Origin of the sequence: Mycobacterium sp. P7213, assembly GCF_900604305.1 — a bacterium.
Classification (GTDB): domain Bacteria; phylum Actinomycetota; class Actinomycetes; order Mycobacteriales; family Mycobacteriaceae; genus Mycobacterium.
In genome coordinates, this window is sequence record NZ_UWOA01000031.1 from 35,874 (window position 1) to 52,217 (window position 16,344).

The following is a 16,344-nucleotide window of genomic DNA, read 5'->3' on the forward strand; positions in this document are numbered from 1 at the left end:
GAAGAACAGCTACACCGCCCAGCGGCAGGCTCAGTAGAACCGAACGGGACGGCCCGTCACAGCCTTACATCGAGCGGTCGCGCCCCGGCACGGGAGCGCGGCAAGCGGGGTGGTACCGCGGCGCTCGCGCAACCGCGCGGCGTCGTCCCCGGGCCGGGCCCTTGGGAGACAACACACCGTGAGCGAACGCAGCTATCCGAAGCCGGCCGCCGGCGCCCCCGACTTCCCGGCGGCTGAAGCCGCCGTCCTGGACTACTGGGCCGCCGACGACACCTTCCGAGCCAGCATCGCCAACCGCGACGGGGCGCAAGAATATGTGTTCTACGACGGGCCACCGTTCGCCAACGGCCTGCCGCACTATGGGCATCTGCTGACCGGCTACGTCAAGGACATCGTGCCCCGCTACCGCACCATGCGCGGCTACAAGGTGGAGCGCCGCTTCGGCTGGGACACCCACGGGCTCCCGGCCGAGCTGGAGGTGGAGCGCCAACTCGGTATCACCGACAAGTCCCAGATCGACGCCATGGGCATCGCCGCGTTCAACCAGGCCTGCCGGGAGTCGGTGCTGCGCTACACGTCCGAGTGGCAGGCCTACGTCACCCGCCAGGCGCGCTGGGTGGACTTCGACAACGACTACAAGACCCTCGACCTGCCGTTCATGGAGTCGGTGCTGTGGGCCTTCAAGCAGCTCTGGGACAAGGGCTTGGCCTACGAGGGCTACCGGGTGCTGCCGTACTGCTGGCGCGACGAGACCCCACTGTCCAACCACGAGCTGCGGATGGACGACGACGTCTATAAGAGCCGCCAGGACCCGGCGCTGACGGTCGGGTTCCAGATCGTCGGCGGGGGAGCTGCCGGTGAACTCGAGGGTGCTCACCTGTTGGTGTGGACCACCACTCCGTGGACCTTGCCGTCGAACCAGGCGGTGGCGGTCAACCCGGATGTGACCTATGTGCTGGTGGCGGCAGGGGAGCGGCGCTACCTGCTGGCCGAGGCGCGGCTGGGGTCCTACGCACGCGAGCTCGGGTTGGGCGAGGGGGAACAGCCGCACGTGCTGAGCAGCTACCGCGGGTCGGACCTGCTCGGGGTGCGCTATGCGCCGCCGTTCCCGTATTTCTACGATCGCAGCGATCAGGGGCCTGGCTTCCGGGTGCTCGCCGCCGACTTCGTGTCCACCGAGGACGGCACCGGCATCGTGCACCTGGCGCCCGCCTACGGCGAGGACGACAAGAACACCACCGACCCGGCCGGCATCACCCCGGTCACTCCGGTGGACGCCAAGGGCCGCTTCGATGCCACCGTTGCCGACTACGCCGGTCAGCATGTCTTCGACGCCAACAAGGCGATCATCGCCGACCTCAAGAACGGCACCGGGCCGGCCGCGGCCAACGGCGCGGTGCTGGTCCGCCACGAGACCTACGAGCACCCGTACCCGCACTGCTGGCGCTGCCGCAACCCGCTGATCTACAAGGCGGTGTCGTCGTGGTTCGTCCGGGTCACGCAGTTCCGGGACCGGATGGTCGAACTCAACGAGCAGATCACCTGGTACCCCGAGCACATCAAGGATGGGATCTTCGGCAACTGGCTGCGCGGTGCCCGCGACTGGTCGATCTCTCGAAACCGCTACTGGGGCACGCCGATCCCGGTGTGGAAGTCCGACGACCCGGCCTACCCGCGGATCGACGTCTATGGCAGCCTCGATGAGCTGGAGCGCGACTTCGGGGTGCGACCGGACAACCTGCATCGCCCCTACATCGATGAACTGACCCGGCCCAACCCCGACGACCCGACCGGCCGCTCGACGATGCGGCGCATCCCTGACGTCCTCGACGTCTGGTTCGACTCCGGCTCGATGCCCTACGCCCAGGTGCACTACCCGTTCGAGAACTCCGAATGGTTCGACGGCGGTGCGGGGCAGACTGCCCACTACCCCGGTGACTTCATCGTCGAGTACATCGGTCAGACCCGCGGCTGGTTCTACATGATGCATGTCCTGGCTACCGCGCTTTTCGACCGTCCAGCGTTCAAAACCTGTGTGGCGCACGGCATCGTGCTGGGCAGCGACGGACAGAAGATGAGCAAGTCGTTGCGCAACTACCCGGACGTGAGTGAGGTGTTCGACCGCGACGGCTCCGACGCCATGCGCTGGTTCCTGATGGCCTCGCCGATTCTGCGCGGCGGAAACCTGATCGTCACCGAGGCCGGCATTCGCGAGGGTGTACGCCAGGTGATGTTGCCGCTGACCAACGCCTACACCTTCTTGACCCTGTACGCCCCCAAACCCGGGATCTGGCGCACCGATTCGCAGCACGTCCTGGACCGCTACATCCTGGCCAAGCTGGCGTCGCTGCGCGACGACCTGACCCGGGCCCTGGATGTCTGTGACATCTCTGGGGCGTGTGAACAACTTCGGCTGTTCACCGAGGCGCTGACCAACTGGTATGTCCGCCGGTCCCGGCAGCGGTTCTGGGACGAGGATGCCGACGCGATCGACACCTTGCACACCGTGCTGGAGATCACCGCACGACTGGCGGCGCCGTTGCTGCCGCTGACCACCGAAGTGATCTGGCGCGGTGTCACCGGGGAACGCTCGGTGCACCTGACCGACTGGCCGCAGGCCGGCGATCTGCCCGCCGACGCGGCCCTGGTGGCGGCGATGGACCAGGTCCGCGAGGTCTGTTCGGCGGCGTCGTCGGTGCGCAAGGCGCACCAACTGCGGGTGCGGCTGCCACTGCCCAAACTCACTGTCGCAGTCGACGACCCGCAGCGGTTGGCACCGTTCACCGACCTGATCGCCGACGAGCTCAACGTCAAGTCCGTCGAGCTCACCGACGACATCGCGCACTATGGGCGCTTCGACCTGGCGGTCAACGCGAAGGTGGCCGGTCCCCGGCTGGGCAAAGACGTCCAGGCCGCGATCAAAGCGGTCAAGGCCGGCGAGGGCGTCGTCAACGCGGACGGCAGCCTGAGCGCGGGACCGGTGGTGCTGCTCGAGAGCGAGTACACGTCCAAACTGGTGGCCGCTGACCCCGAATACACCGTCGCGTTGCCCGACGGTGCCGGCCTGGTGGTGCTCGACAGCGCCGTGACACCCGAACTGGAAGCCGAGGGCTGGGCAAAGGACCGGATCCGGGAACTGCAGGAGTTGCGCAAAAGCAGCGGACTGGAGGTATCCGATCGGATCGTCGTGGTGATCTCGGTGCCCGAGCAGCGGCTGGAATGGGCACGCAATCATGCCGAGTTGATCGCCGGAGAAATCTTGGCGACCAGTTTCGAATTCGGTGACCCGATCGATGCCACCGAAATCGGCGACGGCGTGCGGGTGTCCATCGCCAAGATCTGAGAAGTGCGGCGCCGGAAAAGTCCGTCCGGCCAGGGCGGACTTTCTCGCGGCGAGATTCTTAAGGTCGCCGGTGCCGGCTACGCGGGCTCGGTGCGATGTCCCCGGCTCCGCCGGGTGGTGACATTTGTGCAGATCGAGATAGGAAAAATACCCCCGCCGCGGCCTCGCCATCCGCCTGCACGCGGCCGGTCACCGGGCAGTGTCCAGACCCGGACGGGGCACTGACTCTTTTCCGGCGACCATTGGTCCGCGATTAACCTCCAAGCCATACGAACAGTTGTTCGCGGTTGGTACTGGCCCACCCGAATTGCGCCGAATCCCGGGGCAAATCGTCGCATGAGGCGACTCGGGTGGGCCGGTTCGTTACTCGGCTTAGAGGGGCAGGGGATTCATGGATTTCGGGGCGCTGCCGCCGGAAGTCAATTCCGCGAGAATGTATACCGGGCCCGGGTCTGCCCCGTTGCTGGCCGCCGCGGCGAGCTGGTCGGCGTTGGCGGCCGAGCTGGACTACACGGCGACGTCGTTCGCCTCGGTGATCGCCGACCTGACCGGCTCGGCCTGGAAGGGGCCCTCGGCCGCCTCGATGACGGCAGCCGCGGCTCCGTACGCAGCGTGGTTGAAGGCCACCGCGGTGGGTGCCGAAGAAACCGCGCTGAAAGCCTCGGCCGCAGCCGGCGCCTACGAAGCAGCCTTCGCCGCCACGGTGCCTCCGCCGGTGATCGCCGCCAACCGCACCCTGCTGGCCACGCTGGTGGCGACCAACTTCCTGGGCCAGAACGCGCCGGCCATCGCCGCCACCGAGGCGCAGTACGGGGAGATGTGGGCGCAGGACGCGGCCGCGATGTACGGCTATGCGGGCTCGTCTGCAACCGCCAGTCAGCTCAGCGCGTTCAACACTCCACCGGAGACCACAAATGCCGGCGGGCAGGCCGGTCAGTCGGCGGCGGTCAACAACGCGGCGCAGTCCGCAGCGGCGTCTAGCGCAGAGTCGACTCGGTCGGACTTCCTCACCCAGATCCCGAATGCGCTGCAGGATCTGGTCACCAATCCGATGGGGCTGCCGACCCAGGTCTTCCAGGATTACCAGGCGGTCGTGAAGACGCTGTCGTCGGTGCTGAGCACCTTCAACGGTCCGTACGCATCGGGCATCGTCAACTCGGCCCGCAGCATCTACCAGATGTCGATCAGCATCCCGGCCGTGGCCAACTCCCTGGGGAACCTGACCAGCACGCTGAGCCCCAAGCCGATCGTCGGCGCACTGTCGCCGTTGCTGTCCAGTCCGCTGCTCACCGGTGCACAGGCCATCCCGGCGTCGGTGTCGAGTGCGGTGGGCCGGGCCGGACTGATCGGGTCACTGTCGGTGCCCGCGAGTTGGGCCAGCGCGGTTCCGACCGTCAAGACCGCCGCCGTGGCCCTGCAGGCCAGTGTGCTCGAGGCGGCTCCGGCTCTGGCCGCCAACGGCGAGGGCCTGCTGGCGGGCCAGATGGCACTGTCGAGTTTGGCCGGCCGGGCCATCGGTACTCCGATCCGTCAGGCCGCCGGAGCCGGCGCCACTCGGGCGATCAGTGCGATCAGCCACGTCACCAACACCCAGACGGGACCGGACATCGCCACCACCGCCACCGTCATCGTCATCCCCCCGATCGCGAAATAGCGGAAGTAGGTCGCGTTCATGGTTTTTTACAGCTTCGCAGCGCAGCCGCCGGAGATCATCTCCGGGCAGTTGTACTCGGGACCGGGTGCGGACCCACTTTTCGCCGCCGCGGCGGCCTGGACGGGACTGGGCGCCGAGTTGAGCGCCACTGCCTCGTCGTACCAGGCGGTATTGGCGAGTCTCAGCGGCGGGTGGCAGGGGCCGGCGGCGGCGGCGATGGCGGCCGCCGCAGCACCGTACGTGACCTGGCTACAGACCACGGCGGCGCAGGCCGAACAGACCGCAGCCCAGGCATCGGCTGCTGCCGCCGCCTATGAATCTGCCTTCGCGGGGATCGTGCCGCCGCCGGCGATCGCCGCCAACCGCAGCCAGCTGGCCTCGCTGGTGGCCACCAATATCCTTGGTCAGAACAGCACGGCGATCGCGGCGGTCGAAGCCGAATACGGTCGGATGTGGGCGCAGGACGTCAGCGCGATGGTCGGCTATGCCGGCGCTTCGACCGCGGCCACCGACCTCGCCGCGTTCACCGAGCCGCCGCAGACCACCAACGGCACGGCGGGAAGTGCCGAGTCCGACGGTCTGGTGACGCCGCACGACATCCTGCAGGACGTCCTCGCCGAGATCAACAAGATGACCTCGGGCTACACCAAGGGATGGCAGGACCTGATCGACGGCGTGACCGGGGGCCCGGAGGTGCGCTCCTACCTGGAGTCACACCTGGCTCTGCTGTCGGGCACCAGCAGCCAGACCGCATGGGTCAACACCGTTCACGCCTCGACCAACATGTCGATCACCCAGTTCCGCAGCGGTTACAAGGCGGTGCTACCGGTGATTCCCAAGTCGGCGCTCGGCGGGTTGCACAGCTCGGGAGTGGCTACCGGCGCCGGCCTGGCGAAGTCCGCCGGGGCCGCAGCGGGCAGTGCGATGCGGGTGGGAGCGCTGTCGGTGCCGCCGAACTGGGCCAGTGCCACTTCGGCGATCCAGTTGGCCTCCACATCGCTGCCCGAGTCGGCACTGAGTGCCGCACCCGCCGCGGGTTCGGTGCCGGGCATGCTCGCCCCGGCGGCCATGGGCAGCGCGGCCGGTGGTGCGCTGGGTGCACCGGCGGCCCGCACCCGCACAGTGGCGCCGGCGGCGCGTGTGGTGTCGACCAACATCGCCGACCGCGAGGCGCCGGTGCCACTCGATCAGGTGATCGCGCAATTGCAGCAGACGCCGGATGTGGTGCAGCATTGGAACGTCGATCAGGCCGGCCTCGACGAGCTCGTCGCCAAGCTGTCCCTGAAGCCGGGAATCCATGCGGTGCATGTCCTCGACGAGGCTGACAGTGCCCTCACCGGATCGCAGTCCGCACTCGGCTGACATAGCCCAGATGCCTTACGCTTCCGGTCGTCGCAGGAGGACCCCTATGAAACTGTTGCTGGCCCCGCTGGTCATCCTGGCCGGGCTTGCTCTGGCCGCACCCGGGCACGCCGAACCCGCTGAAGGAGAGGCGAAGACGGTCGACAGCGCCGAATTCATCGCATCACTGCAGCAGGTCGGGATCATCTTCGATGACACCGAACACGCCGTGGCCGCCGCCGAGGCGCTGTGTGGCCTGGCTGCCAACGGCGAGTCGGCGATGGAACTGCTCAACGACGTCACCGAGGCCAACCCCGATCTCACTGTCGCCGACGCGGCCAGGTTCGCCGCGATTGCGGCGAAGACGTACTGCCCTCACCAGCTCAAGAAGGGTGGCGGCGGGTCGAAGTGACCTTCAGTCAGGGTTTGACGGCCCGCCACCGCTGTTGACCGTTCGCAATCTCCATCTCTATGTCGTGGAACCCTGCGCTGTCTAGGCGGTCCGGCAAGGTGTCGGGGCTGACCGGGTTGTAGGTGTCGCGGTAGTGCATCAGCTGAAAAATCGTCGAGTGCACCCCATCGCTGCCAGCGAAGACGGCCCCGGGCCGCAGTACCCGAAACGCTTCGGCGAACAGCCGGTCCTGCAACTCCGGCGTCGGAACGTGGTGCAGCATGGTGAAACACACCACGGAATTGAACTCCTCGGACGGCAGCCCGGTATCGGTGCCGTCGCCGTTGATGATGCGGGCCCGCGAGCCGTATCTCGACTGGAGGCGCTCGGTCATCGGGGGGTCGATCTCGACGGCGGTCAGCCGGGGCGTCATGTCCACCAGACACCGCATGTTGGCGCCGTAGCCCGGCCCGATCTCCAGGGTGTTCTCGCCGAGGTCGACGTCTGCCAGGGCCCACGGTAGGAGCTCACGTTCGACGCTGCGTGCCCAGTACCGGGAGCTGCAACACAGCCGGTGTAGCAGATTCATCGCCATCGTTTCGACACTAGTCGGGTGCGGCCAGGCGTCGTAGCTCCCAATAGGCTGAACATCGTGGACGCCCGCTGGGTCCTGCACCTGGATATGGACGCGTTCTTCGCGTCCGTTGAGCAATTGACCCGCCCGACGCTGCGGGGACGACCGGTGCTGGTCGGCGGGCTCGGGGGCCGCGGTGTGGTGGCCGGCGCCAGCTATGAGGCGCGGGTGTTCGGCGCCCGCTCGGCGATGCCGATGCACCAGGCGCGCCGACTGGTGGGGGCGCCGGCCGTGGTGCTTCCGCCGCGCGGCGCGGTGTACGGCATGGCCAGCCGACGGGTGTTCGAGACCGTGCGCGCGGTGATCCCGGTGGTCGAGCAACTCTCCTTCGACGAGGCGTTCGGCGAACCGGCCGAGCTGGCGGGAGCCGACGATGCGGAGGTGCTCCGATTCTGCGAACGGTTGCGCGGGCGGGTGCTCGAGGAGACCGGCTTGGTGGCATCCGTCGGGGCGGGATCGGGGAAGCAGATCGCCAAGATCGCGTCCGATCTGGCAAAGCCCAACGGTGTGCGTGTCGTTGGCCGCTCCGAAGAACGGCTGCTGCTGGACGGACTTCCGGTGCGCCGCCTGTGGGGGATCGGTCCGGTCGCCGAGGAGAAGTTGCACCGATTAGGCATCGCCACGATCGGCCAGCTAGCCGCACTGACCGACAGCGAGGTCGCCGATATCCTGGGTGCCACTATTGGTCCTGCCCTGCACCGGTTGGCCCGGGGAATCGACGACCGGCGGGTCGCCGAACGCGCTGAGGCCAAACAGATCAGCGCCGAGTCGACCTTCGCCGTCGATCTGACCACTCTGGAACAGTTGCGGGCGCAGATCGGTCCGATCGGGGAGCACGCCCACCGCAGGCTGCTTCGCGATGGACGCGGCGCCCGCACCGTGACGGTGAAACTCAAGAAGGCCGACATGAGCGTGCTCACCCGCTCGGCCACCTTGCCCTATGCCACCACCGACGTCGCCGCACTGACGTCGGCGGCCGCACGGCTACTGCTCGATCCGCAGGAGATCGGGCCGATCCGGCTGCTCGGCGTGGGGTTCTCCGGGTTGACCGATGTTCGTCAGGAGTCGCTGTTCCCGGATCTGGAGCTTCCAGATATGGGCGCGACAGCACCGGAAATCCCTGCGCGAGAACCACCTTCCGCGATAGCGGCGACGTCATGGCGAGTCGGTGACGACGTCAGTCACCCGGATCTGGGCCACGGTTGGATTCAGGGGGCCGGGCACGGGGTGATGACGATTCGCTTCGAAACGCGCGGCTCGGGCCCCGGCCCGGTGCGTACGTTCCCCCATGACGAGCCAGGGATCAGCCGCGCCGACCCGGTGGCGAGCCTGGACTGGCCGGACTACATTGCCCGCCCGGAGGAACCCAGCTAGTTGGTCGGGGGAGGGCCTGCGCTACCGGATCGTGTCGCGTCGGAAGTTCACGGTATTGGAGAAGTACACCCGGAGAAGCCGGTCGTCAGCCCCACCGGTCGATGACGTCGCCGACGGGCTGCCCGGCCGCGAGCGCCGCCATCAACAGGATCCGTGCCTGCGGCGGGCGCAGCAGCGGGACCATCACCGCGCCGGCTTGCACCAGGGCCCGGCCGGGGCCGTAATCCGCACCGATGCGCCCCTGCGGAACCCGGCTGGACACCACGATCTCGACGCCGGCCGCACAGTGCCGGCGCACCCCGTCGATCACCGCCGTGGTGGCGTTGCCCGACCCCAACGCGGACAACACCACCCCGCGCGCACCGGCGGCCACGCAGGCGTCCAATGCGACGGTGTCGGCGCCCGCATACAGCGCCACCACATCCACCCGCGGCACCGTGGCCGGTGCACCGAGGTAGGGCCGAGTCTTGTCGCCGGCCAGCGTGACGTGACCGTCGGTGACGCTGCCCAGCAGCGGACCGGTGAAACCGGTCAGCCCGGTGATGGTCGTCTTCTGCAGGCCCAGCGGGGCCAGTACCCGGCCGGCGAAGCACATCAGCACCCCCAGCCCCCGGGCCGCCGGATCGGCGGCCACCGCCAGGGCGTCGCGCAGGTTGCCCGGCCCGTCGGCGTCGGGCGCGTCCGCACCGCGCTGAGCCCCGGTCAGCACGACCGGCGCATCCCCGCGATAGCCGAGTTCCAGCCAGAGCGCACCCTCTTCGCAGGTGTCGGTGCCGTGGGTGACCACAACGCCGTCGGCGCCGCCGTCCACCGCGGCGTTGACCGCGGCGAGAAGCTGCGACCAGTCGGCCGGGCCCAGCTCCGAGCTGTCTCGCGCCATCAGATCCACCACGGTGACATCGGCGGCGCCGGTGTCCGCGAGCAGGTCCGAGCCGCTGCGGGCGGGCCGCAGCGCCCCGTCGCCTCCGGTGCTGCAGGAGATGGTGCCCCCGGTGGTGATGACGGTGAGACGCTTGGACAGCATGCCGCGATCATGCCGCACCCGGGTTAAGGGATGATGGAGAGCGTGACTGACGAGACAACCGACTCCACCGCGACGGAGGTGGACCCGGTCGCGGCAGCTGAGACGGAATCCGCTGCCCCGCCCCGCCGGCTGGGGCTGCTGCTGTCCGTGGCCGCGGTGGTGCTGCTGGCCGACGTCGTCACCAAGGTGCTCGCGGTGAAGATGCTGACCCCCGGCCAGCCGGTGTCGATCATCGGCGACACCGTCACCTGGACGCTGGTCCGCAACTCCGGCGCCGCGTTCTCGATGGCCACCAGCTACACCTGGGTGTTGACACTGATCGCCAGCTCAGTGGTGCTTGGCATCATCTGGATGTCGCGCCGCCTGGTGTCGCCGTGGTGGGCGATCGGGCTGGGGATGATCCTCGGCGGCGCGTTGGGCAACCTGGTGGACCGGTTCTTCCGGGCGCCCGGGCATCTGCAGGGCCACGTGGTCGACTTCCTGTCGATCGGCTGGTGGCCGGTGTTCAATGTCGCCGACCCCGCCGTGGTGGGCGGTGCGATCCTGCTGGTGGCGCTGTCGGTGTTCGGCTTCGACTTCGACGCGGTGGGTCGCCGCCGCGCCGGCGACGATGCTGAGCAGCCGCGTCCAGTGGGTGCTGCCGACGACGACGACGGCGACGGCGACGGCGAGCAACCCTGATGCGGCTGTGACCGAACGATCCATGCCGGTCCCCGAGGGGCTGGCCGGCATGCGCGTGGACGCCGGGCTGGCCCGCCTGCTGGGCCTGTCGCGCAACGTGGTGGCCACCCTGGCCGAGAACGGCGATGTGGAACTGGACGGCGCAGCCGCCGGCAAGTCCGACCGGCTCGTCGCCGGCGCGTGGTTACAGGTGCGACTGCCCGAAGCGCCGCCACCGCTGGAGAACACCCCGGCCGAGGTCGAGGGCATGACGATCCTGTACTCCGATGCCGACATCGTCGCCGTGGACAAGCCCGCCGGGGTGGCCGCGCACGCCTCCGTGGGCTGGAGCGGGCCGACCGTGCTCGGGGGCTTGGCGGCGGCCGGCTACCGGATCACCACGTCGGGCGTCCCCGAGCGCCAGGGCATCGTGCACCGGCTGGATGTCGGGACTTCGGGGGTGATGGTGGTGGCGATCTCCGAACGCGCCTACACCGCGCTCAAACGCGCGTTCAAGGCGCGCACCGTGGAAAAGCGCTATCACGCCCTGGTGCAGGGCCATCCGGATCCGTCCAGCGGCACCATCGACGCGCCGATCGGGCGGCATCACGGACCGGACTGGAAGTTCACCGTGACCGCCGACGGGCGGCACAGCATCACCCACTACGACACCGTGGAGGCGTTCGTCGCCGCGAGCCTGCTCGACGTGCACCTGGAAACCGGCCGTACCCACCAAATCCGGGTGCACTTCTCGGCCCTGCGGCATCCCTGCTGCGGCGACCTCACCTACGGCGCCGACCCCACGCTGGCGCGCAAGCTCGGGCTGGAACGGCAGTGGCTGCACGCGCGCGCTCTGGCATTCGCGCATCCAGGCGACGGGCGGCGCATCGAGATCACCAGCGAATACCCGGCCGATCTGCAGCACGCTTTGGAGGTGTTGCGGCGCTGAGTCAGCGCTCCGGCTTTTTGGCGTCGATCAGCACGCGGGTAGCGTGCGCGACGAACGGGCCGTCGGTTGCGATCCGGTCGTGCAACGCACGCAGTCGGTCCAGGTAGCCTTCGGCGGTGAAGCCCGGCACGATCCAGATCACCTTGCGCAGGAAGTAGATCACCGACCCGACGTCGAAGAACTCGACTCGCAGCCGCTCCATGCGGGCGTCCACCGGCTGCAGGCCGGCGGCCTGCGCCTCGGCGACCTGGCCCGCCACGTCCAACGCGGCATGCCGGGCCGCGGGCGGCGCGTCGAAGTAGTCGGCCAGCTCACCGACCGTGCCCGGCCCGATGTGCTGGGCCAGATAGCTGCCGCCCGGCTTGAGCACCCGGGCGATCTCCGACCACCACACCACGATGGGGTGCCGACTGGTGACCAGGTCGAACGCTTCATCGGCGAACGGCAGCGGCGGGTGATCCGGTGTGGCTATCACCACGACGCCCCGCTGATGCAGCAACTGGGTGGCGCGCGCCGCGTTGGGCGGCCACGACTCGGTGGCGGCCATGGCCGGCGGGAACACCTCGGCGCCGGCCAGCACTTCGCCGCCGCCGGTCTGCAGGTCCAGACCGGCCGAGGCGGCCGCGAGACGCTGACTCATGAGGCGCTGATAGCCCCAGGAGGGGCGCTGCTCGGTGGCGCGGCCGTCAAGCCAGGAGAAGTCCCAGCCGTCGACGGGTGCGGCGGCGGCCTCGGCCACCAAATCGTCGAAGCTACGTGACATCGAGGTCGTTAGCTCGATTCGTCAGCCGGCTTGGATGACTTCGGCGGGCGGATCTTGAAGGAGATGCGCAGTTTGGTGCGGTAGATGATCCCGCCTTTGTCGTCGAGGGTGAGGTCCTGCTCGACGACCTGGGCGACGCGGATGTCGTCGATGGTCTGCTTGGCCCGGTGCACCGCTTCGGCCGCGGCGTTCTCCCAGGATGACGGACTGGTCCCGATGATGTCGATCACCCGGTACACGCTCATGTATGACTCTCCTCCGCTTCAGCCGAACCTCAACGTAGTGCACGGCGGCGGCCGCTGTCCCGGGAAATGACCGCCGAAGAGACACGGGCGACGACACGCCCGAGAAGCGTCGGTGCTGCGCCATAGACTGGCGGTCCTATGGACAGTTCATCGTCGCGGTCCTTCGTGCACCTGCATAACCACACCGAGTACTCGATGCTCGACGGCGCGGCGAAGATCGCCCCGATGCTGGCTGAGGCGCAGCGCTTGGGGATGCCCGCGATCGGGATGACCGACCACGGAAACATGTTCGGCGCCAGCGAGTTCTACAACGCGGCGACCAAGGCCGGCATCAAGCCGATCATCGGGGTGGAGGCCTATATCGCCCCGGGTTCGCGGTTCGACACCCGCCGGGTCCACTGGGGCGACCCGAGCCAGAAGAGCGACGACGTCTCCGGCAGCGGCTCCTACACCCACCTGACCATGGTGGCCGAAAACGCCACCGGGTTGCGCAACCTGTTCAAGCTGTCATCGCTGGCCTCCTTCGAGGGCCAGCTCGGCAAGTGGTCGCGGATGGACGCCGAGATCATCGCCGAGCACGCCGAGGGCATCATCGCCACCACCGGGTGCCCCTCGGGGGAGGTACAGACCCGGCTGCGGCTGGGTCATGAGCGCGAGGCGCTGGAGTCGGCCGCCAAATGGCGGGAGATCTTCGGCCCGGAGAACTACTTCCTGGAGGTGATGGACCACGGGCTGGCCATCGAGCGCCGGGTCCGCGACGGACTGTTGGACGTCGGGCGCAAGCTCGGCATCCCGACGCTGGCCACCAACGACTGCCACTACGTCACCCGCGACGCCTCCTCGAACCACGAGGCGCTGCTGTGTGTGCAGACCGGCAAGACGCTGTCGGATCCCACCCGGTTCAAGTTCGACGGCGACGGCTACTACCTGAAGTCGGCCGCCGAGATGCGCGCGCTCTGGGACGACCAGCTGCCCGAGGCCTGCGATTCCACCCTGTTGATCGCCGAGCGGGTGCAGTCCTATGCCGACGTGTGGGCCCCGCGCGACCGGATGCCGGTGTTTCCCGTCCCCGAGGGCCACGACCAGGGCTCCTGGCTGCGCCACGAGGTGCAGGCCGGGCTGGAGCGGCGCTTTCCGGCCGGCGTGCCGAGCGAGTACACCGACCGCGCCTCCTACGAGATCGATGTCATCTGCGGCAAGGGATTTCCGTCGTACTTCCTGATCGTCGCGGACCTGATCAACTACGCCCGCTCGATCAACATCCGGGTGGGCCCCGGCCGCGGGTCGGCTGCCGGATCGCTGGTGGCCTACGCGCTGGGCATCACCAACATCGACCCGATACCGCACGGTCTGCTGTTCGAGCGCTTCCTCAACCCGGAACGGCCGTCGGCACCCGATATCGACATCGACTTCGATGACCGTCGCCGCGGCGAGATGGTCCGCTACGCCGCCGAGCGGTGGGGCAGTGACCGGGTAGCCCAGGTGATCACCTTCGGCACCATTAAAACCAAAGCGGCGCTGAAGGATTCAGCTCGCGTGAACTATGGCCAGCCCGGCTATGCCATCGCCGACCGCATCACCAAGGCGTTGCCGCCGCCGATCATGGCCAAGGACATCCCGCTGTCGGGCATCACCGACCCCAACCACGAGCGGTACAAGGAGGCCGCCGAGGTTCGCGCGTTGATCGACACCGACCCCGATGTACGCACCATCTACGAAACCGCGCGTGGACTGGAGGGCCTGGTCCGCAACGCCGGCGTGCACGCCTGCGCGGTGATCATGAGCTCTGAGCCGCTGATCGACGCGATCCCGTTGTGGAAGCGCCCGCAGGACGGCGCCATCATCACCGGCTGGGACTACCCGTCGTGTGAAGAAATCGGCCTGCTGAAGATGGACTTCCTGGGCCTGCGCAACCTGACGATCATCGGCGACTGCCTGGAGAACATCAAAGCCAACCGGGGCATCGACCTGGATCTGGACACGCTGCCCTTCGATGACCCGGCCACCTACGAACTGCTGGGCCGCGGCGACACCCTGGGCGTGTTCCAGCTCGACGGCGGCCCCATGCGCGACCTGCTGCGCCGCATGCAGCCCACCGAGTTCAACGACATCGTCGCAGTGCTGGCGCTGTATCGGCCCGGTCCGATGGGCATGAACGCCCACAACGACTACGCCGACCGCAAGAACGAGCGACAGGCCATCAAACCGATCCATCCCGAACTCGAAGAGCCGCTGCGCGACATCCTCTCGGAGACCTACGGACTGATCGTCTACCAAGAGCAGATCATGTTCATCGCCCAGAAGGTGGCCTCCTACACCATGGGCAAGGCCGACGCGCTGCGTAAGGCCATGGGCAAGAAGAAACTTGAAGTGCTCGAAGCCGAATACAAGGGCTTCTATGAGGGGATGACGGCCAACGGGTTCTCCGAAAAGGCCGTGAAAGCGTTGTGGGACACCATCTTGCCGTTCGCCGGCTATGCGTTCAACAAGTCGCACGCGGCCGGCTACGGTCTGGTGTCGTACTGGACGGCTTACCTCAAGGCCAATTACCCGGCCGAATACATGGCCGGGCTGTTGACGTCGGTCGGTGACGACAAAGACAAGGCCGCGGTCTATCTGGCCGACTGCCGCCGGCTGGGGATCACCGTGCTGCCGCCGGACGTCAACGAATCCGGGCTGAACTTCGCTTCGGTGGGCGAGGACATCCGCTACGGGCTGGGTGCGGTACGCAACGTCGGCGCCAATGTCGTCGGCTCGCTGATCAACACCCGGACGCACAAGGGCCGTTTCACCGACTTCTCCGACTACCTCAACAAGATCGATATCGCCGCCTGCAACAAGAAGGTCACCGAGTCTCTGATCAAGGCGGGTGCCTTCGACTCGCTGGGACATCCGCGCAAGGGGCTGTTCCTGGTACACACCGACGCGGTCGACTCGGTGTTGGGCACCAAGAAGGCCGAGGCGGTGGGGCAGTTCGACCTGTTCGGCGGGGGAGACGGCGAAAGCGCCGCAACCGATGCCGTATTCGGCATCAAGGTGCCCGACGAGGAGTGGGCCGACAAGCACAAGCTGGCCCTGGAACGAGAGATGCTCGGTCTCTATGTGTCCGGGCACCCGCTCAACGGCATTGCACACCTGCTGGCCGCCCAGGTCGACACCCAGATCCCAGCGATCCTGGAAGGTGACGTCGCCGCCGACACCCAGGTAAAGGTCGGCGGCATCCTGGCCTCGGTGAACCGCCGGGTCAACAAGAACGGACTGCCCTGGGCCTCGGCGCAATTGGAGGATCTCACCGGCGGCATCGAGGTGATGTTCTTTCCACAGACCTACTCCGCCTATGGTGCCGACGTCGCCGACGACGCCGTGGTGCTGGTCAGTGCCAAGGTCAACATCCGCGACGACCGGATCTCGTTGATCGCCAACGAACTGGTGGTGCCGGATTTCTCCGCCAATGCCCCGGATCGTCCGCTGGCGGTGAGCCTTCCTACCCGCCAATGCACCATGGACAAAGTCAGTGCGCTCAAGCAGGTGCTGACCCGTCATCCCGGTACCGCACAGGTGCAGCTGCGGCTGATCAGCGGGGAGCGCATCACCGTCCTGGAGCTGGACCCCTCGCTGCGGGTGACGCCGTCCTCGGCGCTGATGGGGGACTTGAAGGCCTTGCTCGGCCCCGGCTGCTTGGGCGGGTAACCGACGGCGGCGCTGTCCGGCCAGGAGTGCGGTCTAGCTGTAATGGCCAGGGACGTTGTGAACGGCGTGGTGCGCGGAAGTAGGTGAGGACCTCCGGTATCGGTGTGGTTACCACACGCACGCCGATCACCAGGAGGTCCTCGTGTCCCACGCTAATGCTTCGCTGACTCCGAAGGGGCGATTGAAACTCGCCAGGCTGATCGTCGATGACGGGTGGCCGATCCGACGGGCCGCTGAGCGGTTCCAGTGCTCATCGGCGACGGCGAAGAAGTGGGC

General features: G+C 67.8%; 12 protein-coding genes and 1 pseudogene. 9 read left to right on the forward strand and 4 right to left on the reverse strand.

The window, feature by feature from the left end; all coding sequences use genetic code 11:
- Positions 1 to 178 precede the first annotated feature (178 nt).
- From ileS to EJK91_RS13435, 4 genes are all read left to right on the forward strand, one after another.
- A complete protein-coding gene (gene ileS, locus EJK91_RS13420; protein WP_125079180.1) occupies positions 179 to 3,343 on the forward strand; it encodes an isoleucine--tRNA ligase in 3,165 nt (1,054 codons plus the stop codon).
- Positions 3,344 to 3,734: 391 nt separating this feature from the next.
- Positions 3,735 to 4,997 carry a PPE family protein gene (locus tag EJK91_RS13425; protein ID WP_125079181.1) on the forward strand — a complete coding sequence of 421 codons (1,263 nt, stop codon included), beginning with the start codon at positions 3,735 to 3,737 and terminating at the stop codon, positions 4,995 to 4,997.
- A gap of 18 nt (positions 4,998 to 5,015) precedes the next feature.
- Positions 5,016 to 6,359 carry a PPE family protein gene (locus EJK91_RS13430; RefSeq protein ID WP_024443147.1) on the forward strand — a complete coding sequence of 448 codons (1,344 nt, stop codon included), beginning with the start codon at positions 5,016 to 5,018 and terminating at the stop codon, positions 6,357 to 6,359.
- Positions 6,360 to 6,405: 46 nt separating this feature from the next.
- Positions 6,406 to 6,750, forward strand: a complete 345-nt coding sequence (locus tag EJK91_RS13435; protein WP_024443146.1) for a DUF732 domain-containing protein — start codon at positions 6,406 to 6,408, stop codon at positions 6,748 to 6,750.
- A gap of 7 nt (positions 6,751 to 6,757) precedes the next feature.
- On the opposite strand, the gene EJK91_RS13440 is transcribed toward EJK91_RS13435, so the two are convergent.
- On the reverse strand, positions 6,758 to 7,324 hold the full coding sequence (locus EJK91_RS13440) for a class I SAM-dependent methyltransferase (RefSeq protein ID WP_125079182.1): 567 nt from the start codon (positions 7,322 to 7,324) through the stop codon (positions 6,758 to 6,760).
- A 57-nt stretch (positions 7,325 to 7,381) separates the two neighbouring features.
- Here EJK91_RS13440 and EJK91_RS13445 point away from each other — a divergent pair, with 57 nt between their 5' ends.
- The gene (locus tag EJK91_RS13445; protein WP_046300128.1) at positions 7,382 to 8,737 is read left to right on the forward strand and encodes a DNA polymerase IV; all 1,356 of its coding nucleotides are present in this window, start codon (positions 7,382 to 7,384) and stop codon (positions 8,735 to 8,737) included.
- 85 nt (positions 8,738 to 8,822) lie between these two features.
- Here the strand turns inward: EJK91_RS13445 and EJK91_RS13450 are convergent, their stop codons facing one another.
- Positions 8,823 to 9,761, reverse strand: coding sequence for an asparaginase (locus tag EJK91_RS13450; protein WP_082105628.1), 939 nt, complete (start codon positions 9,759 to 9,761; stop codon positions 8,823 to 8,825).
- 33 nt (positions 9,762 to 9,794) lie between these two features.
- On the opposite strand from EJK91_RS13450, the gene lspA reads away from it, so the two are divergent.
- Positions 9,795 to 10,442: a signal peptidase II gene (gene lspA, locus EJK91_RS13455; protein WP_125079183.1), complete on the forward strand. Its 648-nt coding sequence runs from the start codon at positions 9,795 to 9,797 to the stop codon at positions 10,440 to 10,442.
- A gap of 7 nt (positions 10,443 to 10,449) precedes the next feature.
- Complete coding sequence (locus EJK91_RS13460; protein WP_046300143.1) at positions 10,450 to 11,370, forward strand: RluA family pseudouridine synthase; 921 nt, start codon at positions 10,450 to 10,452, stop codon at positions 11,368 to 11,370.
- A gap of 1 nt (position 11,371) precedes the next feature.
- On the opposite strand, the gene EJK91_RS13465 is transcribed toward EJK91_RS13460, so the two are convergent.
- On the reverse strand, positions 11,372 to 12,133 hold the full coding sequence (locus tag EJK91_RS13465; RefSeq protein ID WP_024443140.1) for a class I SAM-dependent methyltransferase: 762 nt from the start codon (positions 12,131 to 12,133) through the stop codon (positions 11,372 to 11,374).
- Between the two features lie 8 nt (positions 12,134 to 12,141).
- Entirely contained in the window at positions 12,142 to 12,378 is a 237-nt protein-coding gene (locus tag EJK91_RS13470; RefSeq protein WP_024443139.1) for a dodecin family protein, read from the reverse strand.
- Between the two features lie 138 nt (positions 12,379 to 12,516).
- Here EJK91_RS13470 and dnaE point away from each other — a divergent pair, with 138 nt between their 5' ends.
- Both dnaE and EJK91_RS13480 read left to right on the forward strand, forming a co-directional pair.
- Positions 12,517 to 16,068, forward strand: a complete 3,552-nt coding sequence (gene dnaE / locus EJK91_RS13475) for a DNA polymerase III subunit alpha (protein ID WP_024443138.1) — start codon at positions 12,517 to 12,519, stop codon at positions 16,066 to 16,068.
- 142 nt (positions 16,069 to 16,210) lie between these two features.
- Positions 16,211 to 16,344 (forward strand): annotated as a pseudogene (locus tag EJK91_RS13480) (leucine zipper domain-containing protein); the annotation flags it as partial.